The organism is Mucilaginibacter mali (assembly GCF_013283875.1).
In the GTDB taxonomy this organism is placed as follows: Bacteria; Bacteroidota; Bacteroidia; order Sphingobacteriales; family Sphingobacteriaceae; genus Mucilaginibacter; species Mucilaginibacter mali.
Window position 1 is genome coordinate 219,663 of sequence record NZ_CP054139.1, and the last position, 25,286, is coordinate 244,948.

Sequence of the window (25,286 nt, forward strand, 5' to 3'; positions counted from 1 at the left end):
CAAAACGGAACTTGTTCGCTTTTCATCGGTTTAGCTGGTAATTGATTCGCTCTGCAACGATCAGGTCATTGTAATCATTGTAGCCTTTATAAATACTGGCTCGGTCGACGGCCCAGGGTAACGCCGCTTGAAAATCGTGGGTGGCCTGCCGTCCGGATGGGTCGTTATCGAAGTAGAGGGCGATATCCCGGAAGTCCTGGGCTTTGATTATTCCTGCCTGAAGCAATGAGAGCGAATTTAGTACGAGCACGCTGTCCGGTGCGAACGGGTTCTCTGTGAGCCAGCTCAAGTAGTTAAAAAAACCTTCAAACACTGCCAGCTTCTTTTCCGAATTTGGGATAAAGCTGATCGCCTTGTGTCCCAAACAGCCTTTAAAGTTAAGGTTACGAATTTCCCAGGCACCCTGTTCGTTTTGCCAGCCTGCTGCAAAGAACTTATTCCGCTTTTTATCTTCATCCTCTATATAATAATAAATTTCTTTGAGGCGGCCCTCAGCGACCTGACCGACACCCCGGCTTTCCAGGTAATTCAGGATGGCGGCATTGCTGCCAATGTCTTTAATGTCCAGTATTTTATAACTGGGTTCCTTTTCAAGCAATGATTGTCTTTTATAATTTGGCGCAGCAGCTAAATCCGGAATTAGACTACCGCAGGTCAGGACTATTTTTTCCAATACTTCGGGAAAAGGCAAGCCTTTCCAATATAGCAGGGCAAAATCTATAATGTTGCCGCCTTTGCCTTCGCCGAAATCGAACCAGGTGCCCTGTTTGTCATTTACGGAAAATGAGGGTGTCGTATCCGAATCGCGCAGCATACTCAAATAAAGCTGTTCATTGCGAACTCGCTTGACCGGCTCATAGCCCAAGTGCGTTAGCAGGTCAACAAGGGAATAATTTTCTTTGATCTCGCTTGCCTTTAATGTTTGATTTTCCATATTTCGGGCATAAAAAAAGGGGCGCGAGGCCCCTTCAGGTTAATTATATATGTTGTTCGGAACTACTCACGTCGTATTCTACAATACGGCCTCCCGGCTGCCAATGCGCGTTCGCTTTATTGATACTATCTCAGCTTCGCAAAATTTCCAGTTGTTAAGTGGATAATGCTTCGTTCCCCGATGTCAAAGACCGTAGAATCAGGAGAACTTGTTCTTGCCTGATCGACGGTACAAAGGTTCGGAGAGTGCAGATTTTTACCGGGTTCCTTAAGGGGTCGGACCCTTAAATAATTTTTAATGAATTGATTTTCAATAAGATTACGAGCAATTCCTGGTTGGGCATTTTCCTCATTAATAAGATTAAAGAAATAATCAACCTCATCACGGGGGTGGATAGAAGACTTGTGTTTCTGAAATATTTTAGGGTGGATGATTGATACACATATCAATCATCTATTTTAAGCTGTGCAAAAATAAGGTGGACCGGTTTTCGTACTTTCAATAAGCATTTCTAAATTGAATTTACTTTAGCACAATACAGAGTAAGCCTAACTATTCCTTGTTGAATGTGTAAATATCCCCACCTTTAACGCTGCATCTACGAAAAAACTCATGAGGTATTCCTTCATCAAAATTAACATAGGTAGTTAATTTAGGATCACAGGAATTATTTGCACGTTTATTTATGAATACTAACTTATTGCCTTTAATAAAAGTTGGAAGATCATCTGTTATCGTAAGCGGATAATTACCGAGATATTTATCATTCTCATCAAAAATTAAGATACGGGATGTTGCGCGATGTGCATGGCCCCATGACCAAACCGAATTCATAATTTTAAAGTGAACGCCCTTTTTTGAGCTAAGCCAGCCTAAATATGTGAGATGGGTCGAAGACCTATCTTCCGTTTTAAAGATAAACTCATGACCTGTGCGATTACTTTTCAGCACTTGTAATCTTAAATCTTGCTCTTTTGTTTGTCCAAAAGCCCCAAAAGAAATAAGGAGTAAAAGAACACCTGAGATCGTAATATAATTCATTTAGGGGATTTGGTTATATAAGGTTAGTTTGAAGTGGTCGTTTTGAGGTTAATTGTAAGTGTTCCAATATACGCAAAGAAAACAAAAGTCCTTTTGGAAGCACATTATGAATTTACTGATAAAATAGCCTTTATAAATCTTTCTGTCCATTCTATTTTTGTATCATGAATAAATTTAAAAGTAAAAATTGGGATAATGTAGAATTTGATTTCCATTGGTTTAAAGGTAAAGGCGAATTTTTGCAACCCGATGGTAACAACATAACTGTTGATGAATTTACAGTTTGTCCTGTAGATAAGGCGATGCCGGGAACCTACACGTTTCAAGTACTTGAAAGCGATAGTGAAGCTAAAATTTTATCTCAGACCAGAGATGAGGGTGAAGGGGTAAAGGGCATGAACATTTGTGGAGCAATGCTCCCTGAATTTTATAGACACTATGGAAAAAATATTATTTCAAGTTCAAAATCAGCGCCAACAGTTCCCGAAGAAAGCAGGGTAAAGAAAATGACTGCGATTTACAAACTATTAGAGGAAACTGGATTGGTTAAGTACGATAATACAAGGGATGTTTTTGTTTATCCTAACGTTGTTTCTTAAAAAAAAACTATCGAATTAAAGCGTTTGCATTCCCATTTTTTCGAGATCTTCTAAATTAACTTTAAAGAAAATTTATCAGTTTTTTAAATTGGTTGAGCCAAAGACTTTTCGGAGCTTTCGGGCAATTATCGTAAGCAATTACCCCGTGAGATTACGGTGCTTTGCACCGTAATCGTATTGCCCCTTATAACTTTTACGATTTTTACGATTTTTTCCACTTGCACTTTTTCAGTGCTATAAAGAACGTTCAGGCACGTAAAGTTAACAGATATTTTTTTTCATACAAGCCCCGGTGGTTGGTTGATTTTTACCACAGGGAGCCGCCGGGTTGGTTGTTTTTTTGGATTTTTCCACCACAGCAGCTCGATTTTTTTTATGATAAGGTTAGCGGGTGATGTTTATTAAGGGCTTCTTTCAGGTCTTCCAGATTAGTTGTTTTATACCTTTCAGTTGAACTCACATACCGGTGCCCGGCCATATATTGAACGGTGCGCAGGTTCTTTTCTTTGAGCCATTCCGTGATCACACTTTGCCTGATCTGCTTGGCATGCTTGTATTTTGGGCTGAGTTTCCGGAGGGCATAATTGAGGTGTAAAAGGCTGTTTCTGATGTCTTCCTGTGCGTTAATGCTGATAAACAAACGTTCGATTTCCCGGGCATCTTTGTAACGATCCGGCTTGCGCCCCGGTCGTTCGGCCAGGCGCTCAGCCAGTATTTTCGGACGGATCACGAGCAGGTATTCATGCAGTTCGAGGATTTGATGAGGCTGTAACGGAAGTAAGCGGCCAAGCTGCCTGCCGGTGGCGGGGATATGGATTTTGCCCTCCCTTAGTTTGAGATGTTCAGGGCGTAAATGGCTCAGTTCATCTCTTGTAATTGCCTGATAAACAAGCAACCCAATAATGACCTTATTGCGGTAAGTACGATTGTCGGTAACCTGGTAACTTTCATAGAGCGCCTCCATTTCAGGCATGGTCAACAGGTCATGCGGGAGGTTTCTGACCGTACCTTTAAGTATGATCCCTGCTGCGGGATTGATGTTAATGGCCTGTTCCTGTTGCAGGTGGGAGAAGTAATACCGCAAAGTCCGCATGATCTGGTTGATCAGCTTGATACTAAAGCCTTTCTGCCTTAACTGGTCGGCAAACTCCATTACGTCGGCATGGGTAAGTTGTGCCAATACCAAGCTTTGGCTGTTGAGCCATTCCTGGAATGTAGCGGTATAGTTGATGGTTTGGTGTATGTAACTGTGGCTGAACTGCTCTTGTTTCAGGTAAGCCCGGAAAGGTTCTAAAGCAGCCAGCGTAGCCGGTGCGAACTCATATTTTTTGTTCATGCTGTAGATGGGTGTAGATCTGCGTACTTTCCATGCTGCCATGCCCTAAAAAGCGTTGTATCTGCTCCAGTTGCATACCGGAATGTAACAGGTGGCTGGCAATGCTGTGCCGCAGGGTGTGCAGGCCCACGGGTTTAGGGATAGCCGCCGCTGTTTTCAGTGTTTGTAAGCGGTCATAACAGGTTTGGCCGGTGAGCCGTTTACCACTGACATTAAGCAGTAAAGCGTCTTCTTTTTTGTCACCTGCGAAGTGTGGCCGGGCATACAGGATGTAGTTCTCCAGATCGGTTTTAGCGGTACCGGCCAGTGGCACATAACGCTCTTTATAACCTTTGCCTTTGCGGACGTAAACCAGTTCTTTATCGGGCAGGATGTCACGGACATTGATATTAACCGCCTCATTTTTCCGCAGGCCGCAACCGTAATACAGGGCAAGCATCGCCCTGTCCCTTAACCCATATATATCATCTTTAACCACATCATAAAGCTTGCTGATCTCGGCCAGGGTCAGTATGCTTTTGATATTGGTGCTTTTGCCTTTAATGCGCAGCTTTACAGTAAAGCTGGGCTGGCCGCTCTCCATCAGGTAACGGCTGAACTTACGGATCACCTGTAAGTGTTTCCGGATGTAGTTCAGGCTGATCGCACCGGCTGCGGTCTGGCTCGGTCTTTCGTGCAGATATTCCAGGTATTTTTTAAGGTGTTCGGGCTGTATATCATGCGGGTGGTCGCATCCCTGGGCTTCTAAATAAAGTAAGAACTCGGCCAGCATTTTAGGCATATCACGAGGGCTGGTAGGTTCAAAGTTGAGTATCCGGAGCCATTGGGTAAAGCCTGCATGCAGCCGGATATACAGCGGATTTATTAAGGTGCCTTGCATTTTTTATTGTTGTTGGGCTACTGCGGTTTTCTTGCTGGTTTTCTGTACTTTATGTAACCCATCAGGGCTTTGGGCTACACCTGGGCTACTATGATTTACCTTACGTATCTCAGCCAGGATATTCTCCATCATTTCATGGGCATCATTGGTCAGGTTTTCCAGATCATCCCAGCTTTGTACCTTGTATTCAAAGCCTTTATAGCGGCTGCCACGCGCGATCTTGATATAACCCATGCGTTCCAGTTCGTACAGATAACGGCTCAGACTGCTTGGGCTGAGGCGAAAGACCGGGCGCACTTCCTTGCTGTAAAAGGTTTCGCTATCGTTTTGCCTTAGCCAGGCTTTCAGTTTTTCAAAGAATGAACGGCAGGCATCGTTTAACTCGTCGCTCTTTTTGAGCAAGGTCGTTTCCAGCAGCGAAAAGGCAACCTCAATATCTTCAATCGTAGTTTCTACGTACTGCTCACCGGTAGTGGTATCGGTTTGCAATTCCCGCTGATACTGGTGGTAGAACGTAATGGTTTCGGTGAATAACAAAAGCAGCAGCATGGTGCGCCTGGGCTTGAAGATGGCCTCCGGCAGTTGCAGGTAGGTAGCGAACGGGTTTTTAACGCTGACCGGCTGCAGCAGGCGCTGCACGTTCTTCAGCTGCTCACGCACGTTGCGCTCAGCCTGCTGATCAACCAGCCCGGCGCTTTGCTTGCGCTGGTAGTCCATGATCCTCTTATCCTGTTCAGGGCTATCGTCCGTGTACAGCAGGATACAGCGGTTGGCGTTATCCTCATAAAGCTGTTCGCGGGTGGTGCAGCCGCTGACACATACCGGCCCCTCCACGTTAAGCGTAACCGTTTTCAGGTTACCCTTGCTGTCCTTTAGGGTGACGGTCTTGCTGATCCGGCGTTTGCTTTGCAGTTCCCGGAGCGGGTACAGCACGTTATCCGCACCGTCCATGTCCTCGATCAACAGCAGCTTATTTTTAAGTTCATCCTTACCGAAGTAGTAAAAGGCATTCATGGAGAGCATGGTGATCTCCAACTTATCTTCTTCGGGGATCAGTTCGCTGACCCGTTCCTGCAGCCAGGTCTTGCCGGTGCCGGACGGCCCCAGGCACATCAGGTGCAGCGGTGTATTCCGCTTTCTGGACGTGTAGATCAGGTAGGCGATCAGGCTGTTCACTTCTTCACCGACAATACCGCTGGCTGAGATCGCCTGCCGGGTCCGTCCGAGCAGGCCTGGCGCTTTCAGGTATTGCAGGGCGATCTTACGCTCAGCCTCGGTGAGCTGCTTTTTTTCCGCCTGCTTTGGCTTCATGGCTTCGAGCCGTTCGGACCGGTAATCTTCCAGTGCAGTGGTCAGGCGGCTGATGATCCCGGCCAGTTCAGCGGCAGCAACGTCCAGCGCCTCGGAAGCCTTTTCCACCAGGTGCTCACACTGCACGCTGTTATACAGGTCGAGGTTATGGCGAAAGGCTTTGATGGTGTTGCCACCAAAGACTATCTTCAATGTTACTTTTAAGCGGTCGAAGCCGGTCAGTTTAATACCGCCCAGGACTGTTGTATGCGATTTGCCATCAATATAAAGTAACAACTCTGGATTATCTGTAATTAACTTTGGTATTACATTCATTTATTATGTGCTTATATAATACTTTTTTATTCGGCAATTATAATGATGATGCTTTCATAAAAGCAAGTGATACTCGTTTGTATTTTACCACGCATTTTATGTATCATTCTTAGTATTTTTGAAGTTAAAGGAATAAAGGAAAAATGAGTTTAGGAAGCCGGATCAGGGAACTACGTACCCAAAAAAGACTGAAGCAAGCAGAGCTTGGCGCAATCGTCGGGCTGACCTATGTGCAGATTGGCCGCTATGAGATAGGCAAAGCTAAACCGGCAGCAGATATGCTTTCTAAGCTGGCCAAAGCGCTGGATACGACTGCCGATTATCTGGTAAATGAGGATGTGGATGACCCGGCAGTGACGGCACAGTTGACCGACCGGGAACTGCTTAAACAGTTTAAAGAAGTGGAGTTATTGAACGCTGAAGATAAGCATATTGTGAAAGTTTTTATTGACGCCTTTCTAACCAAAAGGCATATCCAGGAATATGTAAAGTAAGAATTGCTATAAACGAACAAAGCCCCGATTTTAGGGGCTTTGTCATTGGTATCAGTTTGTTTTTTTCTTCGGCTTTGCAGCTGGCTTTTTGCCTGTTGCACTGTCCGCAAACGCATAGGGATTATGCTGCTTGGGGTCTTTTTTGTGCTTCAGGTGATAGGCACTGTGGGCACTGTCCTGCTGCGCTGTTTGCGCATGAACTGTAAAAGCCATGCTTAGTAGTAGTAATAGGATAAGCTTTTTCATTGGCCATTGTAATTTTCAACCACTTTATAATCACCATTTTTTGAGATGATTAAGAATACCCCTTTTCCTATATCTGTTGTAGGTATTGCAAGAGAATAAACCAGTACTATTTGACTTTTATCTTTATTTCTCCGCGAAAGATTGGGCATCAATATAGTACCATATTTTTTTAGGTTACCTCCGAATTCATCTTTAAAGTAGGGGGCGAAATCGCTTGCTCTAAACTGCTTTTTCAAAACAGTATCTCTCTTATTGACAAGTAACACATCTGATGCAAATTCATGTGTTAAGAAGTCTTTGGGAGCGCTCTTATCAATATCATATGACTTGGGTACCAATAAATTGGTGTTCTTCAGACAATAATATTTTAGATGAAAGTTTAAGCTGTCATTACCATTAACTAACATGGTATCAATTGTTTTAACATCATCATAGCTTTTTAATATTCTATTTTTTTCATCCGATTGCGAAGGTGTTTCTTCTTCACTATCGGAGCGATTGCCTTTAGCCATTTGAGCATCAATCGCTTTCTGTTTAGCATCTGCTACTGCTTTGGACGTATCGCCAGTATTGTTTAAAGAGTCGGATGAACTCTTGGTCGAGCTGCTGTTGCAACTTGTCCATGTGGCTGTTGCGATTAGAAGTAATATTAAAAGTCGTTTATTCATTTTCTGCAATTTAGATATGTTACATATTATCCATTATGTAATTAAAAGTATTAACTACACTACTCTTTATTGAATTCCATAAACCGCCTTGGCTTTGTTGTTGGGGTTTATTATTGGATGGTGCTGATGCCGGTGCATCAGGTTTAGTATCAAATTTATTAAAACTTACAATTCGCTTTCCCCAATACATAACTTTTCCATTCTGTATAAGGTTGCTTACCCTCGGTCCAGAAGTTCCACTTGAGGGATCTCCACCTGAATCCGTCATCTGTAAGTTTACAAAATTGCCATCTTTATCCCTTTGGACCAAAGTAATAAGTCCCCCATGCTTATTGCCATTTAATGTGACGACATTTCCTGGTACTACATCTTCTGGATCAACATTTGGTAGATTCTTGTCAATATTGGTTATACCATTACTTTTTCCGTGGTTAGGGTCTTTTTCGCCTCCAGCAACGACAACTTTTGTAATTAATCCAGAACAGTCGATTTCGGAACCGGGGCCATCCTCGCCTTTCGCACCTAACCTATACGTATTACCTTTTCCATTATCATTTCCTGCTACCCATCTCCCTGCCTCCCTAACAGCTGCGTTTCTTTGAGCAGTATCTCGACCATCAGGGTCTATAAACCTAATAGGGTTATTAACCGCATAATTATAGGGTGTCCATCGGCTATTTTTCTCCGCAAGAGGATCAATAGCAGTCCACCTCGCAATTACAGGGTCGTAGAAACGTGCACCGTAATCTCACGGGGTAATTGCTTACGATAATTGCCCGAAAGCTCCGAAAAGTCTTTGGCTCAACCAATCAAAAATCCAATTTTTAATATAACTAATAGTTAAATTTGGCGCGATAATCATTGACCTTAATATTTAAGTGCAAATTATTTAATTGATAGCTGTGAACTAACAATATTAAGACCTTTTATTCGAATTTAAAGTATTGGGCGGATTTTTAATTTGAATGCTGTAGAAGTAATGAATAATCCTAAAAACGACCCTGAAACCGCGCACACAATTAGGTCGCCGTACTGATAAAGTTTAAGGCCTGTTACAAATCCAATTATTACCGTTAAGCAAGCAACAAATCCAATGCATATCCAATAAATTAAAATGGAATTTTCATTATTTTTATTACTCTTCTTTAATGAAAATACACCAACACAAATGACCACAAGCCCAATCAAGGTACTAACGTGCTGAATAATTTTATAAACTGCGATATTATGCCCCGCTAAATTTAAATCGCTGGATAAGTTTGGTATCAGTTTTACAAAGTAGCCTGTGGGGTGGGTAAATCCATCCCAAAGAATATGAGATAGAGTTCCTATTAAAATAGAAGTGAGAACGACTATTAAATTTTGAAATTTGAAATAGTCTTTATCCGTTCCTTTGAATCCGACAAATCGGCTATACAATGAAGTTGGGAGGTGTTCGATTAAGCTATCTTTAATTAGAAATTGATAAATAATTAATATACACAAACCCAAAGGAACATCAAACCAAAATAGCCCTGGCCAAGTATGGCTATAAATACTTTTAACCCTCATTCTCAAAAAGTACTCAAAGTCTGGTGTCATACTTCCCACAATCAATCCTGTAATTGAAACCCAATGTTTAGATAATTTCGCAAGAGGAAGGACGATAGCAGGATGAGCAAAGGTGAAAGGCATGCTTTAGAAATCAAATCATTAAAAGCGAGATTGATAAAGATAGTAATGTAATAAACCAGAGCCAAAGGATTAAAACGATCTACGTAGCCTTATTTATAAGGCATTAAAGATTTTTACTGTCATTTAATTGTAAAACAAACAGTTAATGCAATGAAATGCAAAATTCCCTATTCGGTTAAATTTGTAAATTGCATGGGTAAACATCTATTAATCCTACTCATATGAAAACTAACATTAACTTTCTTAAAGCAAGTTTTAAGGACTTTGAAAATATTCCGGACTTAAACGCATTTGAACGAGCTGAAGTATTCCAGGAATTTACCAACTATATGGAAGAAAATGGCCAAATGAATTTTAGATTTATGACCAGCATCAATGGCTGCGGCCCGGAAATGTGGGTAACATCGCCATTTAACAAAACACCAACCAAATGTATTAGCCTGGTATCTAACGACTATCTGAACTTTACCCAACATCCAAAAGTTAAACAGGCCGCAATTGAGGGAATTGAAAAATATGGCACCGGAGCCGGAGCCTCGCCCTTAATTGGTGGCCATCATGATTATCACGAATTATTGCAGCGAAAAATATCTAAGTTTTTTCACAGAAGTGAAGACTCCGCGTTAATCTTTACTACCGGTTACACCGCCAACAGCGCAACACTTTTGGCACTTTTAAAAAAGGAGGATATCGCTATTTTGGACATGGCGGTACACGCAAGTGTTTATGAGGGATGCAAAGAAACTAACGTTAAAATGTTTTTGCATAATGATCTTGAAACATTGGAACGGATTTTAAAAGACGCACACGATAAATTCCTGACAAGGCTGGTAATTATTGATGGTGTGTACTCCCAGGACGGTGATTTAGCCAAAATGGAGGAAATCCTGAAGTTAACCAAACAATACGGCGGTTTTTTAATGGTGGATGACGCTCATGGAATCGGTGTATTAGGTGAGACAGGACGTGGTGCAATAGAAATCTTTAACATGCTTGATAAAGTTGATATCATATCAGGAACGTTAAGTAAAGCTTTCGGCCATGTTGGTGGTTTCATCGTAGCTGATCCGAAAATTATCAACTTTTTAAAGTTCCAGTCAAGGCAGCAGGTTTTTTCATCAACCTCTACACCAGCAGCGGCAGGTCTGCTGAAAGCAATCGATTTAATCGACGAGGAACCCCAATGGCGTAAAATGCTTATGGAAAATGTAGCTTATTTCAAAAAAGGATTAACCGATTTAGGATTAGATATAGGTAACACAGAATCGGCAATTATACCGGTGAAAATTGGCGATGCCCACAAAACTGGTGATGCGGGCCGATTGCTTTTGAAAGCAGGTGTTTACGCTAATACCATCGTTTATCCGGGTGTCGCGAGAAAAAATGCAAGAATCAGAACCAGCTTAATGGCAACACATACCCGTGATCATTTAGATAAAGCACTCAGTGCGTTTGAATATATTGATCAAAAGTTGCATATTTCCTCAACCAAAAGGGAATAAACATGACCAAAAAAAGATATCAAGGCGAAACAAATGATAAAGAGCGTTCAATGCAGCGCTTAATGGAAGCGGTTGGCTGTGTTATAAAAGAAAAAGGGTATTCAGGACTTGGCCCTACAAATATTGCTAAGGCAGCCGGATTAAATAAAAGATTGATTTATTTCTATTTTGGCACCGTTGATAATCTGATTGAACAATACGTCCGGAGTAAAGATTATTTTGCAGGAGCTTCTAATGGTGCCAATCAATTGTTAGAACAGAACAAAGCGTCGGGCACCTGTAAGTTGCTTGAATCCTTGTTAATAAATCAATTGGAGCATTTCTATAACAATGAAGAAATGCAAAAAATCATTTTATGGCAAATCAGCCAAAAAAGCCAAATAATGTATGAGGTCGCCGAAACCCGTGAGCAACTCGGAGCACATTTTTTTGAGCTCGCTGACAAGGAATTAGACAGAGCTAAGGTTGATTTGCGCGCAGTTGCCGGTTTACTGGTAGGCGGAATTTACTACATGGTGCTTCATGCCAAATCTAATGATAGTTTATTCTGTCAAATTGATGTAAATACAAAAGAGGGGATAGAAAGGATAAAGAGTGCGATAAGTACTATTTTAGCAGACACCTACCGATGCGCAGGACTATCAAATAATTAAAAGCATTTCAAGTAATTACCAATTGTTTTTCCTGAAGTCAGACAGGCTGAATATTTTAATTTTTTTATAATTGAGGCTAAATAATAAACGGTATTAGTCGTTCTTTTTATTCATTAAAATATCTATTTTTTCTCGTTCGACTTTAAGAATGCTCTCATACAGTTCAATAATTTTTTCAATCGGATTATTGATCTGTGTACACTCCCTTGTGTTTATAGAACTATTTGTTACTGAACTTCCTTCATAAAAATTTGCGGTAAAAAGAACAGTTTCATCTCTAAAACTTTTTAGACCTTCTAAAGTAACGCCTAATACGTCAGCAATTTGCTTTAATCTGTCTTCCTCAATATTTTCACTTTGCTCAATTTTTGATACAGCTTGTTTAGTAATTCCTAAACCAACTGCCACATCTTCTTGAGTCAATCCCCGGAGCTTTCTAACTCTTTCAATTTTTTTACCGATATGTAACGGCTTATCATTTACTACTGAATCCATATATTAATCAAGCCTTATTTTGGTTTTTCAAAAGTTCTAACTTCTCTCTTTCACTTTGTAAAAGTCGTTCGTATAGTTCAGCTATCTTTTCTATTGGATTGACTTGTTGAGCAATGAAATTACCATTGTCCTTAATTTCAAAATCATGAACATCGTATACATTATTAATGTGATAGGTAATTCTATCCTCATCAAAGTTCTTTATTACTTCAGGTGTAACGCCTAATGCATAAGCAATTTGCTTTAACAGTTCCTCTTCAATTTCCTCCTGTTGCTCAATCTTTGAAACTGTTTGCTGAGAAACGCCAAGTTTATTAGCGAGATACTCCTGTTTGAATCCACGGAAAGTTCTTATCCTTTCGACTTTCTGTCCGATACTTAATGGCTTTTTGTTAAACAAGGTTTCTTCCATTGGAAATAATATGCTTTAAAGTTAGTAAAAATCAATTTGAAAAGCGTAAAGTACAACGCAATAATTTTCCCCGATAAGTGAAAATTAACTTATTTCGGTTGTTAAATTATGTGCAAGATAATCAATAGCCCACTTTATCAGAAAATAGTTTTTGGGAGATTATCCCATGAGAAAATTATTCTGGCTGCTGATTTCAAAAGATACTTTAGTCCGGTCAGTATTCAAACGGCTAATGGATACCCGGTATTTTGCCCTGCGCGAGGCAGGGCCTTTTCCTTTACCCTTCAAGACCCTATAAAAAACATCATTTGTTCCCCTGAATGACAGGTAGGGTAACGGCAGCCTCCAATCAGTTAATAGTTATTCTTTAGTTGGCTGCCGTTTTTTGGATGATTGAATTAACCGCTCCTCAATAAGTTCCCTGAATTTAAATGAAAAAAACAACGACCAAGATCGCTATGGCATTGCTATGCCTGATGCGCAGCTATATTATAACAAATACTTTTCTCTTTTTTTTAGCCGTTTTATTGATTATCCCATATAATAATGCTGATGCCCAGGATCGTTTTGCGCTTGCCGGAACGGTAATGTCAGCAGATCATGAGCCGCTACCCGGAGCGACTATTGCCGAAGCAAGAACCGGGATTAAAACATCCTCAGATGGTAATGGTCAGTTTCGGCTGTACCCTGCGGATACAAGCGGATATTTGATCATAACCTATGTCGGTTTCAAAACCGCGCAGGTAAGGTTCGACAAAACAGCTAAAGGGCCGATACAAATTATGCTTGTCAGCGACCCTTCCGTGCTTAAAGAAGTAATCGTATCCACAGGGTATCAGACATTGCCCAAAGAAAGGGCGACCGGCTCTTTTGTTCAGTTAGATAGCGCCATTATAAACCGCCGGATCAGCACAGATGCAATCAGCCGTCTAGAAGGTGTTGTTCCGGGATTACTTTTTAACAGGAATACGAGTGCAACCTCTACTGGAACGTTAGATATCAGCATTCGCGGACACAGTACCCTGTTTTCCAACGACCAGCCTCTAATTGTCGTAGATAATTTTCCTTATGATGGTGATATAAACAATATTAATCCTAACGACATAGCCAGCATCACCGTATTAAAAGATGCTGCCGCAGCATCCATTTGGGGTGTTCGTTCAGGTAATGGCGTTATCGTCATTACGACGAAAAAAGGGAAATTAAATCAAAAAATGGCGGTAGAGTTAAATGCGAACCTGACCATCGGCGCAAAACCGAACTTATTTTATGATCCCAATTTTCTTAACGCAAACGAGTTTATTAATGTCGAGCAAACCCTGTTCGCCAACGGATTTTATAACAGCGCCTTAAACTCAGGCTATCAGGTTGTTTCACCCGTTGTGCAAATACTGGCAAATGAGCGTGCCGGAACAATTTCAAACGGAGATGCCAACAATCAAATCAATGTTCTCAGGGTTTTAGACTTGCGTAAACAGATTGCGAAATATTTTTACCGGACATCAGCTAATCAGCAGTATAATTTGAATTTCAGGGGTGGGGGCGATAAAAGTGATTATTATCTATCATTGGGGTATGATAATGATTTAACTAACCAGGTCGGAAATAACAATAACCGGATCACCATCAACAGCAATTACAATTTTTACCCCGTTAAAAATTTACAGTTATCAACCGCCATTATTTATACGAAATCAAATGAGCAGAACAATAGCACCCTTTCCGGCATCAGAAGTGTTAGCGGCAAAAGCCAGTTATACCCTTACGCGCAAATTGCCGATGCAAATGGAAGTGCATTACCTGTTATTCATGGCTTCTCTTCAAATTTTGTTAATAATCCCGCCAACTCCCAATACCTTGACTGGAATTATCGCCCGCTTGATGAGTTAAGTAATGCCGACAACACTTCTGGCATAACTGATAACCGGATAAATCTCGGGCTGAAATATAGTTTCCTAAACGGATTTAGCACTGAATTTAAATACGTGTATGAAAACAGTCAATCTGATTTCAGCAATTATTTTAATACAAATACTTATTATACAAGAAACCTGATCAACCAGTTCACGCAAAAAAGCACCAGCGGATCATTGTCCTATCCAATACCCGTAGGCGGCATACTGCAGGGTGCCAACGCGTCTTTGTTGTCCCAGCATCTGCGCGGTCAGCTTAATTATTCTAAAGATTGGAATTCCAAGAACTCCTTTAGCGCAATTTTAGGGTCTGAATGGAGTTCTGCGATCAATAAATTGGCGGATCAGGGTACGGCTTACGGATACGATAAGAATACAGATGCAAATTTTACAAATATTGATTATTTAACCTTTTATAGCCTGAATCCCCGTGGAATGGGATCAATGCAAATTCCCAACGGCCAGGCCTATACACAAACGACCGACCACTTCATTTCCTATTTTACAAATGCGGCTTACACCTATGATAATAAATATACTTTATCAGTTAGCGGCAGGATCGATAAATCAAATCTTTTTGGGGTCAACGCTAATCAGAAAGCCGTCCCCTTATATTCAGCAGGTATTTCGTGGGATATTGGCAAGGAAGATTTTTACCATATCGGATGGCTACCAGGCGCGAAGTTAAGGTTGACATTTGGTTATAACGGCAACATAAACAAAACCGTGACGGCTGTCACAACCCTAAAGGAACAAAGTAATTCATATTACTCGGGAACGCCTTATAATATCATCGCCAATCCTGGCAACCCGGAACTGCAATGGGAAAAAGACCGCATAATAAACCTCGGATTTGACTTCAGTGCAAAAAGCCAGGCTGTAACAGGTTCTGTTGAATTTTATTTTAAACAGGGGGACAATTTGTTCGGGAGTTCATCGCTTCCGCCGTCAACGGGATACAGCACATTTTTTGGAAATACCGCGAGTACGTCCGGGCATGGCGCAGATATAACGCTCAACAGCCGCAATATATACCATAAGAAATTTAAATGGCTTACTACATTTCTTTATAGCTATTCATTTGATAAAGTTAACAAGTATGGTGTTCAGTCCACACTCACGTCATTTCTAACACAAGGCGACGGCAACTCGGGCGTTATCACGCCACTGATCGGTGCCCCGCTATTTGCAGTCTACAGTTTTCGGTCGGGTACTTTGACCCATAATACCGGCGATCCGCAGGGATACCTTAACGGCCAACTGAGCACAGACTATTCTGCCATCATCAACAATACATCTGTGAACGATTTAGTTTACAACGGGCCATCAAGACCAGCATCTTTTGGATCATTAAGAAACAACTTTATTTATGGGGACTGGACACTATCGTTCAATATTATTTATAAGCTCGGCTATGTCTTCAGGAAACAATCCGTACAATACGGCGCCTTGTATAACAACTGGCTGGGGAACAAGGATTTTAGCAAAAGATGGCAAAAGCCAGGAGATGAGCTGACTACCACAGTCCCTTCCATGCCTTTGCCTCCTGTTAACGATAACAGGGATTTTTTCTATACGTTCTCGCAAACACTGGTTGACAATGGCGATCATATTCGTCTTCAGGATATCTCAATAAGTTATGACCTCACCAAATCTATCTGGAAAAACTCACCTTTTACCAACCTTAGCATATATGGCTACATTAACAATGTCGGTATTCTTTGGCGGGCAAATCATGATGGCCTCGACCCAGATGTATTTTCCATAACCGGTGGCGGAATAACAAGCCTTCCTTTACCAAGAACTTACGCCATTGGACTTAAATCAAATTTCAAATAACGAAAAGATGAAAACAAACCATCCATATTATTTACCGCTGCTTTTGGTTATAACCACCATAGTATTTAGCGGCTGCAAGAAACAGGATGACCTGCTTAATGCCAAGCCAAATCAGGCCCTGAACATTCCCTCCACTCTTGCGGATTTACAATTACTGATCGGTAATGAAAATATATTTAACCGAAATTATCCTTCACTTGGTCTGCTATCAACGGACGATTATTTTGTCGATGCCGGTCTGTGGGCAAGCAGTTTTGCTTCCGGAAAAAATGCCTATGTATGGGCAAAGGAAATCTACTCAGCGAATACGAACGTGGGGGACTGGAATTTTCCTTATCAGGCCGTTTATTATGCCAATACCATATTGTCAATCCTTCCGACAATTCACACTTCAAATAGTCAGCAGACAGCCGCTAACACGATAAAGGGTTCCGCTTTGTTTTACAGGGCTATATCCTTTTACAACCTCGTTCAGACGTTTGCGATGCCTTATGATTCGACGACAGCCGCCAAAGATTTAGGTGTTCCATTACCGTTAATGCCGGACTTAAGTTCAAAACTTCCACGCTCGACCGAAAGTCAATGTTATGAGCAGATCATTAATGATCTCAATTCTGCACTTCCCTTGCTGGCCGACCAGTCAACGTCAAAGACCCGGCCCTCAAAAGCAGCGGTATTAGGGCTGCTCTCAAGAATTTACCTGGTTATGGGTAATTATAATAAATCGTTAAAATATGCCACCGATTGCCTGGCGCTTTACAACAAATTACAGGATTTCAACAAGCTCGACCCCTCTGCATTTCCTGTTTATCCGAATTTTTCACCTGAAGAAATATTTCATGCCAGCATGATAGGCTATGATGAGAATAGCTTCTCAGCCCAGGTTGATAGTAACGTTTATCACTCCTTCAACGATCCGCATGACTTAAGACTGGCCATCTTTTTTTATAACAATAACGGTGAGATCGAGTTCAACAGCCAGTTCGATTTTAATAACGCTAATGCTGCCCCGATTGCCACCAATGAAATAATGTTAACCAAAGCAGAATGTGAAGCAAGGCTGAACAGTACCTCATCGGCCATGTCTGACCTCAATGCCTTACTGGTGAACAGATGGGTGACGGGTACATATAAACCTTTAGTGGCTGTGTCCGCCGATGATGCGCTGAAACAAATTTTAAAAGAGCGACGAAAGGAACTGCTGTTTACCGGATTAAGATGGAGTGATTTGCGTCGGTTAAACAAAGACACCCGTTTTGCAATTACGCTGTACAGGAATATTAACGGGGTTACTTATTCAATCGCACCCAATGATCCACGGTATGCACTACCAATACCAGATAACGAAATAGCCTTAAATCCCATTCCTCAAAACCCGCGCTAAGTTTTTCCAGCAATAAATCCGATATGAAAAAAATAACAATGATTTTATCGCTTGTCATAAGCGTTTTTACAGGATTTTCGCAAAGCAAACGAACCGTCCTTACTGGTGAGTTTTCACATTTGAAGGACAAGGATACTGTTCGCCTGTTAGTTTACAGGTACGGCGAATTTCCATATAGTATTAAGGAATTAAGGGAGAGTTATGACGGCGTTGTAAGGGAAAAACAATTTAAAATAAATATTCCCCTAACCGATGATCTTCCCTATGAATGCCTTTTGGTGATTCCTCGTCTACGGATCAGCGGCGATATCATCATTATAAAACGGGGCGACCAACTACATATAAGCGGCAGTGACGTTGTAATTAACGCCCTTACAGGGAAAGGTGCGGAAAAAACAAACGTGCTGCGAAAGCTAAACGAAATATGGAATTCTCCAGCATTAAAAGCAGCAGCAGCAGCCCCCAATGCTTCCGGGGCATCCGGCTTGCCGTTGCTTATTACCGCTTCTCAAAACGCTTTTGCCGCAGGCAATAATTATTTAAACACACAACGCGGGCGGCTTGATAACCACAGCTTTAAAATGTTAAAGGCCTATATAAACGGTATGATATCAGAAATTGCCAATACGCTTTACTGGTACTCTAATGTCGGTTACAGCCAGGCACAAAAAGATTCCATTCAGACTGTTTTAAAAAATGTTTGGCTTCCTTTTAAAAAACGGGCCTATAGCAGTCCTGATGTTGAAACTTCACTATCTGATTTTTATTTTAGTAAAAATCTCGCGACAGATTATGCCTTGAAACAGGTTATAGACCACCAAAATTTTAATGCACTTAAGGACAATTCGGACTTAAAAGAAAAGTACATTTATTTTAAAACTCATTATTCGGGACTGGTCAGGGAAAAGATGATTACGTTTCTTATATTATCTGCACCAAAATCCAACGACGTCGGTTACTGTTATGATGATGCCAAAAAAATTATAACCAATAATAGTTTTAAAGCGGCCCTTGATAAGTATTGTCAATGCATTCCGGGATCTCCAGCCTATAACTTCACTTTACTTGACTCCAACAAAGTCATCCATCATTTAACAGACTACAAAGGCAAAATTCTTGTTTTTGATTTTTGGTTTACAGGCTGCGGAAATTGTCGTGAACTGACCCCAAAGTTAAGGGAAGTGGAATCACGGTATGCAAACAATAGCAAAGTGGTGTTTATCAGTATAAGTTCGGATAAGAATTTTAATCTGTGGAAAAATAGCATCCGGGACGGGATTTATACAACGTCTCCGCAGGAAATCAACCTTTATACTTCAGGCAACGGCATCGCTGACCCTTTGTATTATAAAACAAATACTTATAGTGCCCCCACCTTAAAATTGGTTGATGCCAATGGAAACTGGTGTGAAAATCCAATAGACTGCCGGTTCGACAACGGGAAAGACCTCATCGGTAAGATTGATAGACTGTTAAATAACTAATGACAAATTGAATAACGCCCTTTGCGAACTATACAAAGGGCGTTATCCGTTTGTTACCGGTAAACCTGGTTGGTCACAGTCTGTCCTGCCGGCATTTGCCCGTCAACAGGTGGCGTAGAGGTAACAATTGTACAGGCCACATTTAAAGCGGTTGATTGGCAAGTTAAATGAGGTTTTGATGTTACCCAAATAAAACTGCTGCCAGATTTTTGGGCATAATACGTAGTAGCATTCTTTTTTGCAGCAGGGCTAAAAGCGAATGCACCACCGACGCTGCTGATAGCAGCCAGGGCCATAAAGGCCATTTTAATTTTTTTCATAATGGTATTTTTTTAATTAAATATTACCGGTTTTAAGTCCAGGACCAGTTTTAACCTGATTTCGCGCGTGAAATATTTTTAATTACAGTGAACTTCTAGCAGAGCGGGCTATTTCCTGTCGTTTCCCAGGGGTTATTTTTAAACTGATAACCGCAATCGCTATGAAAAAAAGGTTGAATAACAGATGTTGCTTCCAGGTCAGCAGCCTGATGATCCCACCACAGGTACAAGGTTCTGCCGGATATAAATGCAGTAAGATGGCTATAATATAAAAGGTAAACGTAATCATAAGGATAATGGTCGCGATCAGACCGGATTTCCTGGTCTTTTCGAAGAGCAGCAAAGTTGCCGTTATAACTTCAGCCGGGGGAAGAACAATAACCAGTAGTTGACTGAGCCATACGGGAAAAGGTTGATTACCCATTGCTCTTTTGAATCCTGAGAAATCAAAGTATTTACTGAATGCGGCATACAGGAACATCATAAAAATGAGTGTAACCAAGATATCTGCTATTATTTCCTTTTTCATTTATATGTCTTTAAATTGAGAATAAATGGAAGCCAATTTTTTCCGGATGTTGAAACCGTAATAAGAAATGCAGTATGCCACCGGTACCGGTCATAAAACCTGCGGTCGGCAAATTTTCGCTGCCATCTAACCAATAGGTGCTGCCGTCTTCCTGTATCTTTGCGCAATGGGCTAAAAATGCCGCAATGTGTGATGCCCTTTCAAACCATTCTTTTTCTTTAGATACGCGGTATGCTTCAAGGTAGACTTCGCCTAAACCTGCTAAGCCATTAGCCTGGCTTAAATAATTACTTGCGATAAAGCGAGGGTGGCTTAACAATGCTGATTTGGCGGCTTCGTAATAAGCGTCATCATTTAATATTTCAGACGCTTTGATAAATAACCAAGCTACACCGGTAAACCCATATTCCAGCCAGGGATTAACAGACTGGCCATTTGAATTTACAGACCATATCAGCCGTCCATTTTCTGACCGTCTGTTTTTTAGCAACCAGCCTAATGCAGCTGTGGCAGCGGCTTTACTTTCTTCACTACAATACCTAACCCCGTATTCCAGCAGGAAATAAGTGATACCAGCTATGCCATAAAATAACCCGGTATGTTTTACACCCTTTTTAGAAGTATTATCTTTATTAATCGACCATGAACCGTCATTATGCTGCTCCCGCATCAGTTGATTGGCGATATTGCCGGCAGATGATGCAAAAGCTGGGAATTTCAATAAGTCCGCACATAACAGCATAGCTATTCCCTGTCCCGCCACGCCATTTGCGAGGTTTATCTGATCGTTGACCTGCGAAAGCTGGCTGGAAATGTTATCGAAATTAGCGATGTGCCTTCCAAATAAATCATATTTAATCAACAAAGCCTTAGCTACACAAAACCCTGACAAGCCATTCAACAGTCCACATTCTGGCACCATGGTTTCTTGATAATAGGCAGTCACTAAGTCTAAATTAGAATAAAGAAAATCGCGGTTATCCGATAGGTCATATCCGTAATGGTCAGCCAATGCAAGCAGGTAAACAATGCCGCAGGTTCCCGAATAAAAACCGGGAAACCAGGAGTAACTTTTAAATTCATTTGAAATAATGTTATCCTCGTTTTCGGACTTTGCATACCAGGTACTATTTTTCCCTAACAACGGGTATTTTTGATAAGACAATAAAACATCCGTAAACATGCTCACGAAATTTTGCTCAGCTTCCGATTTATAATTTGAGTTAACGCCCTTGCTTTCAGTTAAAACGGTGGAAGAATAGACCTCCAGGCAATGTCTTATCCTGTCGAGCGTGGGTCGTTTGCCCGCGTCATTATCCAGGCATAAACAAATTAGTGTGACAATTCTTTGGTTTTGCAGGTGATACATTAAATCCAGGTATAACTTTTCCTTATCATCCGGATTGAATTTTGTGGGTGACAGACCAGTAAAGGCTCTGAGTATCAATCCCCCAATGCCATAAATATCGTCCTCTACGCAAGGTATGTTCGACCTGATTTGTTCGGGTGACATATAACCGGGAGTGCCTAAGGTGAATGCGGGATTGGGCTGATTTGTCAAATAATTAAAACAAAGTTCTATATCTATCGCTATCACGTTATTGTCAGCAGTAACCATAAAATTTAAAGGGCTTAAATCCCGGTGAATGAATCCATTAGAATGAAATTTTCCGAGGATATCCAGCGTTTGGAGGAGATAATTAATGATAGCTATTTTATTTTGTGTTTCCAATGCGAACCAGGCGGTTCCTCCCTGCAGACCATTAAACATATCGTATAAAGAATTGCCCTCTATAAACTCCATTACTAAATACGTGCTCCTCTCCAATTCAAAAAAATCTGAAACTTTTGGCAAAGCAACCTTTCCATCCAGCGCAGACTGAACATGAAATTGCCATTCAAGCCTGTCCCTGATCGTTCTATCAGCATCATCGTAACATTGATTTGCATTTCCTTGCTTAATGATACACCATTTGATATTTGACCACTGGCTGAAATTCAGACCCTTGTAAACATTTCCTTTAATGTCACCCTTAATCATACTGGCGATGAGGTATTTTCTTTTTAGCCATTTTGTTTTTTTGGCAAGTGGTTCCGGGGATATTTTTTTGAAAGGCCATCTGAGATCATTGTCAAATTTTAATCCTTCCGTTCCAGGCGGGGATACCCTATATTCAGTATAGACACAGCTGCCTATCAGCTTTGCGCCGGGGATGGCTGGACCCAGGAATTTTTCCGTGCTCTTGACCAGTTGTCCGGCGATTATGGGCAGACTTTCCTTATTGGACACCTGGATAATGATTACCTTTCCTGTTTGGTTTAAACCCAGGCCACCATCAAGTATCATCGAATGTACGCCTGCATTTTCAGGTATGAAAAAGGTTACATTCGCTGAGTTCAGGAAAGGCAGTACTGCCTCGAAAAGTAAGGCAAATTGTTTTTTAACTATGGAAATATATAATACCCAGCCACTTTCGGATTGAAAATTACCAACCCTCAAATAGCCTCCGTCCGAGATAAAATCCAAACCGGATTTTTCCAAATAAAAATCATACCCCACCAATGGACGACTTCTTAACGGGCTTTCCGCAGCATCCGTTGAAGTCACGCCATCAGGTTTAAAAGCAGGCTGTTCCATTTTGCAGCATTAATTATTGGTTAAAGCTACGGTTGGAAAAGATTTCGGTCATTAATGAAGAATATTAAACATCCGCTTTTTCCCTAAAAAAATTTACCAAGTAATGCAGGAACTTAGTTGCGGAAAATCAATTTGTTTCTCCGGCATTTCAACTGATAAAGTAGTGCTTTTTTTTTTACCGGGCTTCTGATATTCGTGGCCGCGTTACCTCAAATAATCAAATAATTGGAAAAGGTAAAATAGAGCTAAGTTCTAAAAAATTGGCGGCAATAAATTTGATATAACGTAAATTAATAACAATGAACCATATTTAATTGATGGAAGCATTCGGTTATAAAAGTTACGGAAAATCAATAGGGCAAACCTTTATGCAGTCGGCTAAAGGTTTCTTTGGTGACATTCAGGTAAGACGCGACAAGATATTGGGGCACCCGTTTTAGAATAAAATCTTCGTTCGCATTAAGGTAGGAATATCTGTCTTTTGCCGTCGGTATCCTTAATAGTTTTTCCCTGTAATGTAACTCAGAGGCGGTTTCCGCCATCAGCAAAATCATCAGTTCCATAGCCTCGGGTACAGTTTCGCTGATTTTTTGCAAATTTTTAAACGGCAAGGCGATCAGGGTGGTCTTAAATACCGCGCTGATATATTCCTCGCTTGGTTGCTGGTTGACCAGTCCGTGCGGCACAATGATGTCGCCGTCCCGCTTAAACCAGGTGCTTAACTTTTCGACTGGCCCTTCGATTGCTCCCCTTACCAAACCAGATTCGATAAAATAAATGCAACTGGCATGGTTGCCAGGAGAAAGGAACGTCTCCTGCGCCTCAAACCGGTTAATTCTAAACGCTTCCATCAATAAATTAGAAAGTTTTAATGAAAGTGTTTTTGTACGGTTCAGGCGGTGTATAAAATCAGCGGCACTATTCATTATTACTGTTTTTTTAAACAAAGAACTACAAACTAAAGGCTTCAGTCAAGTGGCTGCGGGTTGCACCAATTCAGCCACCTTTTTAAAAAACGCACGTTTTTGTCAGAATTTCCTATTAAGCAATATAATTTTCCCTTATTGGGGAATTTTATGATTAATTTTGAATTAGTTGTTATAACAGAATTTGCCCCTGAACTGATTATACCAATTTACTACCTAGCGAAATGACTTATGGCAGCGTCTATAACTAAAATAAAGGGGTTCATTCAAACCTATATTGGTTACAATTTTGAAAATTTAACCGAGGCAGAACTAGAAGATTTAAGGATTTTTTTAAGCCAGGCTTTAATTGCGCTGCGCTGGGAAATGGAAGATGAATTTAATAACCTGCATGACGATGCCGAAAAATCAAAGTATGTTTTAGGGTTGCAATCTCAATTGATATTTATTGCTGACGGAATAACAAATTTCCAATTTGAGGACAACGACGTGGTTATTCTGCCACAGATATTTAAATGGCTGCAAATAAATATTTTCCAAGTGCTTGAGGATATGTGTGCGTTCTTTAGGGATTATTTTAATCTCGACGCGAAATTACCGTCGACGTTTTTTGAACCGGATAGCCATTCAAATCAAATCGCAAGATTGACCGCCAATTTACAGCAGCATCAAATTGACGAGGATCTTTCTGAACTCGTATTGAATTATGCCCATGCGGTCAGCAATTCAGATAAATTTAAAGTGAAAACCTGGCGGCAATTGAATTTTCATAAAAAGCTGATCGCCGCAGTGGAGAAACTAATTGAACCGCCGCAATCAGGAGATATTAATTTAGAGTTGTTAAAATTGTTTGTCCGATACGAGTTTAACAGCATTCAGGTATATGCCTATTTCGTAAAATACATAGAACAAATTACCACAAAGGAAACTGCTTTCGAAGAGCAACAGGGCGCATTGCTTTATCTGTTAAAGATTTTCAATCAGGTAAGAGTGGAATCTGATCATCTATATGAGCCTACCATCCAATCTTTAAAGGCTTCTGTACTCGAAAGCATTACTGCCGAACTGAATTACCTGGAGCAAAAAAATAAGCTTTATCAGGAAAGCTTTAAAGGTTCTGATAGCGCCCCGACCTCAAAATTTTATTTCGGCATCGCGGTTACATTAGCAGAGTTGATGTTTTTATTCAGGGTATTCTTAGAGGTTGGTTTTATGCATACCAAATTTAAGTCGTATTTATATGAATTCGTCCACAATCATATTAAACCGGAGAAAGAAGAGAACTTTTCCATGAAAAGTATGCGAAACCTTTTAAACAGTAAGCCGTTTCCCGATCGGCTGGTGAGAAATATAAGAGGCTGGCTGGTGATCATGATCGCTCATATTGACCTGTATTATAATATCAATCCCTGAATAGTTATTGTTTTTCCATAAGATGGACCAGATCATTTGCATCTAAAAACCGAATGACCTCATTAAAGCTCACATAATTAAAGCCTTTCATTGTACGAAGTCCCGTCCAGCCTGTAATTATTACATCTTTCAAATTGAGCATCCCAAGAGTTTTCAAAAACATTTTGCACTCCTGACTCAGAGCTAAATCCTCAATCGGGATGCTAAGTATTATCTCGTTGTTTATTTCCATAAAAAATAGCGTGGGACACTGGTTATCTGCTACAGGAGGTACGGCTAA

22 protein-coding genes and 1 pseudogene are annotated in these 25,286 nt (G+C 40.9%); 8 read left to right on the forward strand and 15 right to left on the reverse strand.

Annotation, left to right across the window (positions count from 1 at the left end; translation table 11 throughout):
- Window positions 1-22: 22 nt before the first annotated feature.
- Together HQ865_RS00970 and HQ865_RS00975 are read right to left on the reverse strand one after the other, a co-directional pair.
- Window positions 23-934 (reverse strand): toprim domain-containing protein, encoded by a 912-nt coding sequence (locus HQ865_RS00970; protein ID WP_173413090.1) that lies wholly within the window; start codon window positions 932-934, stop codon window positions 23-25.
- 552 nt (window positions 935-1,486) lie between these two features.
- Window positions 1,487-1,975: a hypothetical protein gene (locus HQ865_RS00975; RefSeq protein WP_173413091.1), complete on the reverse strand. Its 489-nt coding sequence runs from the start codon at window positions 1,973-1,975 to the stop codon at window positions 1,487-1,489.
- A 164-nt stretch (window positions 1,976-2,139) separates the two neighbouring features.
- On the opposite strand from HQ865_RS00975, the gene HQ865_RS00980 reads away from it, so the two are divergent.
- On the forward strand, window positions 2,140-2,574 hold the full coding sequence (locus tag HQ865_RS00980; protein WP_173413092.1) for a hypothetical protein: 435 nt from the start codon (window positions 2,140-2,142) through the stop codon (window positions 2,572-2,574).
- A gap of 373 nt (window positions 2,575-2,947) precedes the next feature.
- Here HQ865_RS00980 and HQ865_RS00985 read toward each other — a convergent pair whose 3' ends face one another.
- The 3 genes from HQ865_RS00985 to HQ865_RS00995 are packed head-to-tail and all read right to left on the reverse strand — an operon-like array spanning window position 2,948 to window position 6,416.
- Window positions 2,948-3,910 carry a tyrosine-type recombinase/integrase gene (locus HQ865_RS00985; RefSeq protein WP_173413093.1) on the reverse strand — a complete coding sequence of 321 codons (963 nt, stop codon included), beginning with the start codon at window positions 3,908-3,910 and terminating at the stop codon, window positions 2,948-2,950.
- Window positions 3,894-4,790, reverse strand: coding sequence for a tyrosine-type recombinase/integrase (locus HQ865_RS00990; protein ID WP_173413094.1), 897 nt, complete (start codon window positions 4,788-4,790; stop codon window positions 3,894-3,896). Before HQ865_RS00990 ends, HQ865_RS00985 begins: the two co-directional genes overlap by 17 nt.
- 3 nt (window positions 4,791-4,793) lie before the next feature.
- Window positions 4,794-6,416 carry a P-loop NTPase family protein gene (locus tag HQ865_RS00995; protein ID WP_173413095.1) on the reverse strand — a complete coding sequence of 541 codons (1,623 nt, stop codon included), beginning with the start codon at window positions 6,414-6,416 and terminating at the stop codon, window positions 4,794-4,796.
- Between the two features lie 143 nt (window positions 6,417-6,559).
- On the opposite strand from HQ865_RS00995, the gene HQ865_RS01000 reads away from it, so the two are divergent.
- The gene (locus HQ865_RS01000) at window positions 6,560-6,910 is read left to right on the forward strand and encodes a helix-turn-helix domain-containing protein (RefSeq protein ID WP_173413096.1); all 351 of its coding nucleotides are present in this window, start codon (window positions 6,560-6,562) and stop codon (window positions 6,908-6,910) included.
- Window positions 6,911-6,961: 51 nt separating this feature from the next.
- Here the strand turns inward: HQ865_RS01000 and HQ865_RS01005 are convergent, their stop codons facing one another.
- The 4 genes and pseudogenes from HQ865_RS01005 to HQ865_RS01020 form a co-directional block, all read right to left on the reverse strand.
- Window positions 6,962-7,156, reverse strand: coding sequence for a hypothetical protein (locus HQ865_RS01005; RefSeq protein ID WP_173413097.1), 195 nt, complete (start codon window positions 7,154-7,156; stop codon window positions 6,962-6,964).
- A complete protein-coding gene (locus HQ865_RS01010) occupies window positions 7,153-7,824 on the reverse strand; it encodes a hypothetical protein (protein WP_173413098.1) in 672 nt (223 codons plus the stop codon). The genes HQ865_RS01005 and HQ865_RS01010 overlap by 4 nt, the downstream gene beginning before the upstream one ends.
- Before the next feature lie 19 nt (window positions 7,825-7,843).
- Window positions 7,844-8,557 (reverse strand): annotated as a pseudogene (locus HQ865_RS01015) (RHS repeat-associated core domain-containing protein); the annotation flags it as partial.
- Window positions 8,558-8,760: 203 nt separating this feature from the next.
- Window positions 8,761-9,498, reverse strand: a complete 738-nt coding sequence (locus HQ865_RS01020) for a DUF4184 family protein (protein ID WP_173413099.1) — start codon at window positions 9,496-9,498, stop codon at window positions 8,761-8,763.
- Window positions 9,499-9,719: 221 nt separating this feature from the next.
- Here HQ865_RS01020 and HQ865_RS01025 point away from each other — a divergent pair, with 221 nt between their 5' ends.
- Window positions 9,720-11,000 carry an aminotransferase class I/II-fold pyridoxal phosphate-dependent enzyme gene (locus HQ865_RS01025; RefSeq protein WP_173413100.1) on the forward strand — a complete coding sequence of 427 codons (1,281 nt, stop codon included), beginning with the start codon at window positions 9,720-9,722 and terminating at the stop codon, window positions 10,998-11,000.
- Between the two features lie 2 nt (window positions 11,001-11,002).
- Window positions 11,003-11,653 carry a TetR/AcrR family transcriptional regulator gene (locus HQ865_RS01030; protein ID WP_173413101.1) on the forward strand — a complete coding sequence of 217 codons (651 nt, stop codon included), beginning with the start codon at window positions 11,003-11,005 and terminating at the stop codon, window positions 11,651-11,653.
- A 93-nt stretch (window positions 11,654-11,746) separates the two neighbouring features.
- Here the strand turns inward: HQ865_RS01030 and HQ865_RS01035 are convergent, their stop codons facing one another.
- Both HQ865_RS01035 and HQ865_RS01040 read right to left on the reverse strand, forming a co-directional pair.
- Window positions 11,747-12,148, reverse strand: a complete 402-nt coding sequence (locus HQ865_RS01035) for a helix-turn-helix domain-containing protein (RefSeq protein ID WP_173413102.1) — start codon at window positions 12,146-12,148, stop codon at window positions 11,747-11,749.
- Window positions 12,149-12,155: 7 nt separating this feature from the next.
- Window positions 12,156-12,560, reverse strand: a complete 405-nt coding sequence (locus HQ865_RS01040; RefSeq protein WP_173413103.1) for a helix-turn-helix domain-containing protein — start codon at window positions 12,558-12,560, stop codon at window positions 12,156-12,158.
- 431 nt (window positions 12,561-12,991) lie between these two features.
- On the opposite strand from HQ865_RS01040, the gene HQ865_RS01045 reads away from it, so the two are divergent.
- The 3 genes from HQ865_RS01045 to HQ865_RS01055 are packed head-to-tail and all read left to right on the forward strand — an operon-like array spanning window position 12,992 to window position 19,180.
- A complete protein-coding gene (locus HQ865_RS01045) occupies window positions 12,992-16,312 on the forward strand; it encodes a SusC/RagA family TonB-linked outer membrane protein (RefSeq protein ID WP_173413104.1) in 3,321 nt (1,106 codons plus the stop codon).
- A gap of 7 nt (window positions 16,313-16,319) precedes the next feature.
- The gene (locus HQ865_RS01050; RefSeq protein ID WP_173413105.1) at window positions 16,320-17,696 is read left to right on the forward strand and encodes a RagB/SusD family nutrient uptake outer membrane protein; all 1,377 of its coding nucleotides are present in this window, start codon (window positions 16,320-16,322) and stop codon (window positions 17,694-17,696) included.
- A 23-nt stretch (window positions 17,697-17,719) separates the two neighbouring features.
- On the forward strand, window positions 17,720-19,180 hold the full coding sequence (locus HQ865_RS01055) for a TlpA family protein disulfide reductase (protein ID WP_173413106.1): 1,461 nt from the start codon (window positions 17,720-17,722) through the stop codon (window positions 19,178-19,180).
- Between the two features lie 53 nt (window positions 19,181-19,233).
- Here HQ865_RS01055 and HQ865_RS01060 read toward each other — a convergent pair whose 3' ends face one another.
- The 4 genes from HQ865_RS01060 to HQ865_RS01075 form a co-directional block, all read right to left on the reverse strand.
- Complete coding sequence (locus HQ865_RS01060) at window positions 19,234-19,500, reverse strand: hypothetical protein (protein ID WP_173413107.1); 267 nt, start codon at window positions 19,498-19,500, stop codon at window positions 19,234-19,236.
- A gap of 82 nt (window positions 19,501-19,582) precedes the next feature.
- Window positions 19,583-20,029 carry a MauE/DoxX family redox-associated membrane protein gene (locus HQ865_RS01065; RefSeq protein ID WP_173413108.1) on the reverse strand — a complete coding sequence of 149 codons (447 nt, stop codon included), beginning with the start codon at window positions 20,027-20,029 and terminating at the stop codon, window positions 19,583-19,585.
- A 10-nt stretch (window positions 20,030-20,039) separates the two neighbouring features.
- Window positions 20,040-22,667 (reverse strand): lanthionine synthetase LanC family protein, encoded by a 2,628-nt coding sequence (locus HQ865_RS01070; protein WP_173413109.1) that lies wholly within the window; start codon window positions 22,665-22,667, stop codon window positions 20,040-20,042.
- A gap of 350 nt (window positions 22,668-23,017) precedes the next feature.
- Window positions 23,018-23,593 (reverse strand): Crp/Fnr family transcriptional regulator, encoded by a 576-nt coding sequence (locus HQ865_RS01075; RefSeq protein WP_173413110.1) that lies wholly within the window; start codon window positions 23,591-23,593, stop codon window positions 23,018-23,020.
- Between the two features lie 231 nt (window positions 23,594-23,824).
- Between HQ865_RS01075 and HQ865_RS01080 the strand changes: the two genes are divergently transcribed.
- Window positions 23,825-25,006, forward strand: coding sequence for a hypothetical protein (locus HQ865_RS01080; RefSeq protein WP_173413111.1), 1,182 nt, complete (start codon window positions 23,825-23,827; stop codon window positions 25,004-25,006).
- Window positions 25,007-25,286 lie beyond the last annotated feature (280 nt).

Excerpts from the sequence above, each read along its gene's own strand:
- HQ865_RS01065 (WP_173413108.1), bottom strand. The coding sequence starts at position 20,029 with ATGAAAAAGGAAATAATAGCAGATATCTTGGTTACACTCATTTTTATG.
- HQ865_RS01045 (WP_173413104.1), top strand. The coding sequence starts at position 12,992 with ATGAAAAAAACAACGACCAAGATCGCTATGGCATTGCTATGCCTGATG.
- HQ865_RS01035 (WP_173413102.1), bottom strand. The coding sequence starts at position 12,148 with ATGGATTCAGTAGTAAATGATAAGCCGTTACATATCGGTAAAAAAATT.
- HQ865_RS01005 (WP_173413097.1), bottom strand. The coding sequence starts at position 7,156 with ATGAAAAAGCTTATCCTATTACTACTACTAAGCATGGCTTTTACAGTT.
- HQ865_RS00985 (WP_173413093.1), bottom strand. The coding sequence starts at position 3,910 with ATGAACAAAAAATATGAGTTCGCACCGGCTACGCTGGCTGCTTTAGAA.
- HQ865_RS01055 (WP_173413106.1), top strand. The coding sequence starts at position 17,720 with ATGAAAAAAATAACAATGATTTTATCGCTTGTCATAAGCGTTTTTACA.
- HQ865_RS00995 (WP_173413095.1), bottom strand. The coding sequence starts at position 6,416 with ATGAATGTAATACCAAAGTTAATTACAGATAATCCAGAGTTGTTACTT.
- HQ865_RS01080 (WP_173413111.1), top strand. The coding sequence starts at position 23,825 with ATGGCAGCGTCTATAACTAAAATAAAGGGGTTCATTCAAACCTATATT.
- HQ865_RS01030 (WP_173413101.1), top strand. The coding sequence starts at position 11,003 with ATGACCAAAAAAAGATATCAAGGCGAAACAAATGATAAAGAGCGTTCA.
- HQ865_RS01020 (WP_173413099.1), bottom strand. The coding sequence starts at position 9,498 with ATGCCTTTCACCTTTGCTCATCCTGCTATCGTCCTTCCTCTTGCGAAA.
- HQ865_RS01060 (WP_173413107.1), bottom strand. The coding sequence starts at position 19,500 with ATGAAAAAAATTAAAATGGCCTTTATGGCCCTGGCTGCTATCAGCAGC.
- HQ865_RS01050 (WP_173413105.1), top strand. The coding sequence starts at position 16,320 with ATGAAAACAAACCATCCATATTATTTACCGCTGCTTTTGGTTATAACC.
- HQ865_RS00990 (WP_173413094.1), bottom strand. The coding sequence starts at position 4,790 with ATGCAAGGCACCTTAATAAATCCGCTGTATATCCGGCTGCATGCAGGC.
- HQ865_RS01040 (WP_173413103.1), bottom strand. The coding sequence starts at position 12,560 with ATGGAAGAAACCTTGTTTAACAAAAAGCCATTAAGTATCGGACAGAAA.
- HQ865_RS01000 (WP_173413096.1), top strand. The coding sequence starts at position 6,560 with ATGAGTTTAGGAAGCCGGATCAGGGAACTACGTACCCAAAAAAGACTG.
- HQ865_RS01070 (WP_173413109.1), bottom strand. The coding sequence starts at position 22,667 with ATGGAACAGCCTGCTTTTAAACCTGATGGCGTGACTTCAACGGATGCT.
- HQ865_RS00970 (WP_173413090.1), bottom strand. The coding sequence starts at position 934 with ATGGAAAATCAAACATTAAAGGCAAGCGAGATCAAAGAAAATTATTCC.
- HQ865_RS01025 (WP_173413100.1), top strand. The coding sequence starts at position 9,720 with ATGAAAACTAACATTAACTTTCTTAAAGCAAGTTTTAAGGACTTTGAA.
- HQ865_RS00975 (WP_173413091.1), bottom strand. The coding sequence starts at position 1,975 with ATGAATTATATTACGATCTCAGGTGTTCTTTTACTCCTTATTTCTTTT.
- HQ865_RS01010 (WP_173413098.1), bottom strand. The coding sequence starts at position 7,824 with ATGAATAAACGACTTTTAATATTACTTCTAATCGCAACAGCCACATGG.
- HQ865_RS01075 (WP_173413110.1), bottom strand. The coding sequence starts at position 23,593 with ATGAATAGTGCCGCTGATTTTATACACCGCCTGAACCGTACAAAAACA.
- HQ865_RS00980 (WP_173413092.1), top strand. The coding sequence starts at position 2,140 with ATGAATAAATTTAAAAGTAAAAATTGGGATAATGTAGAATTTGATTTC.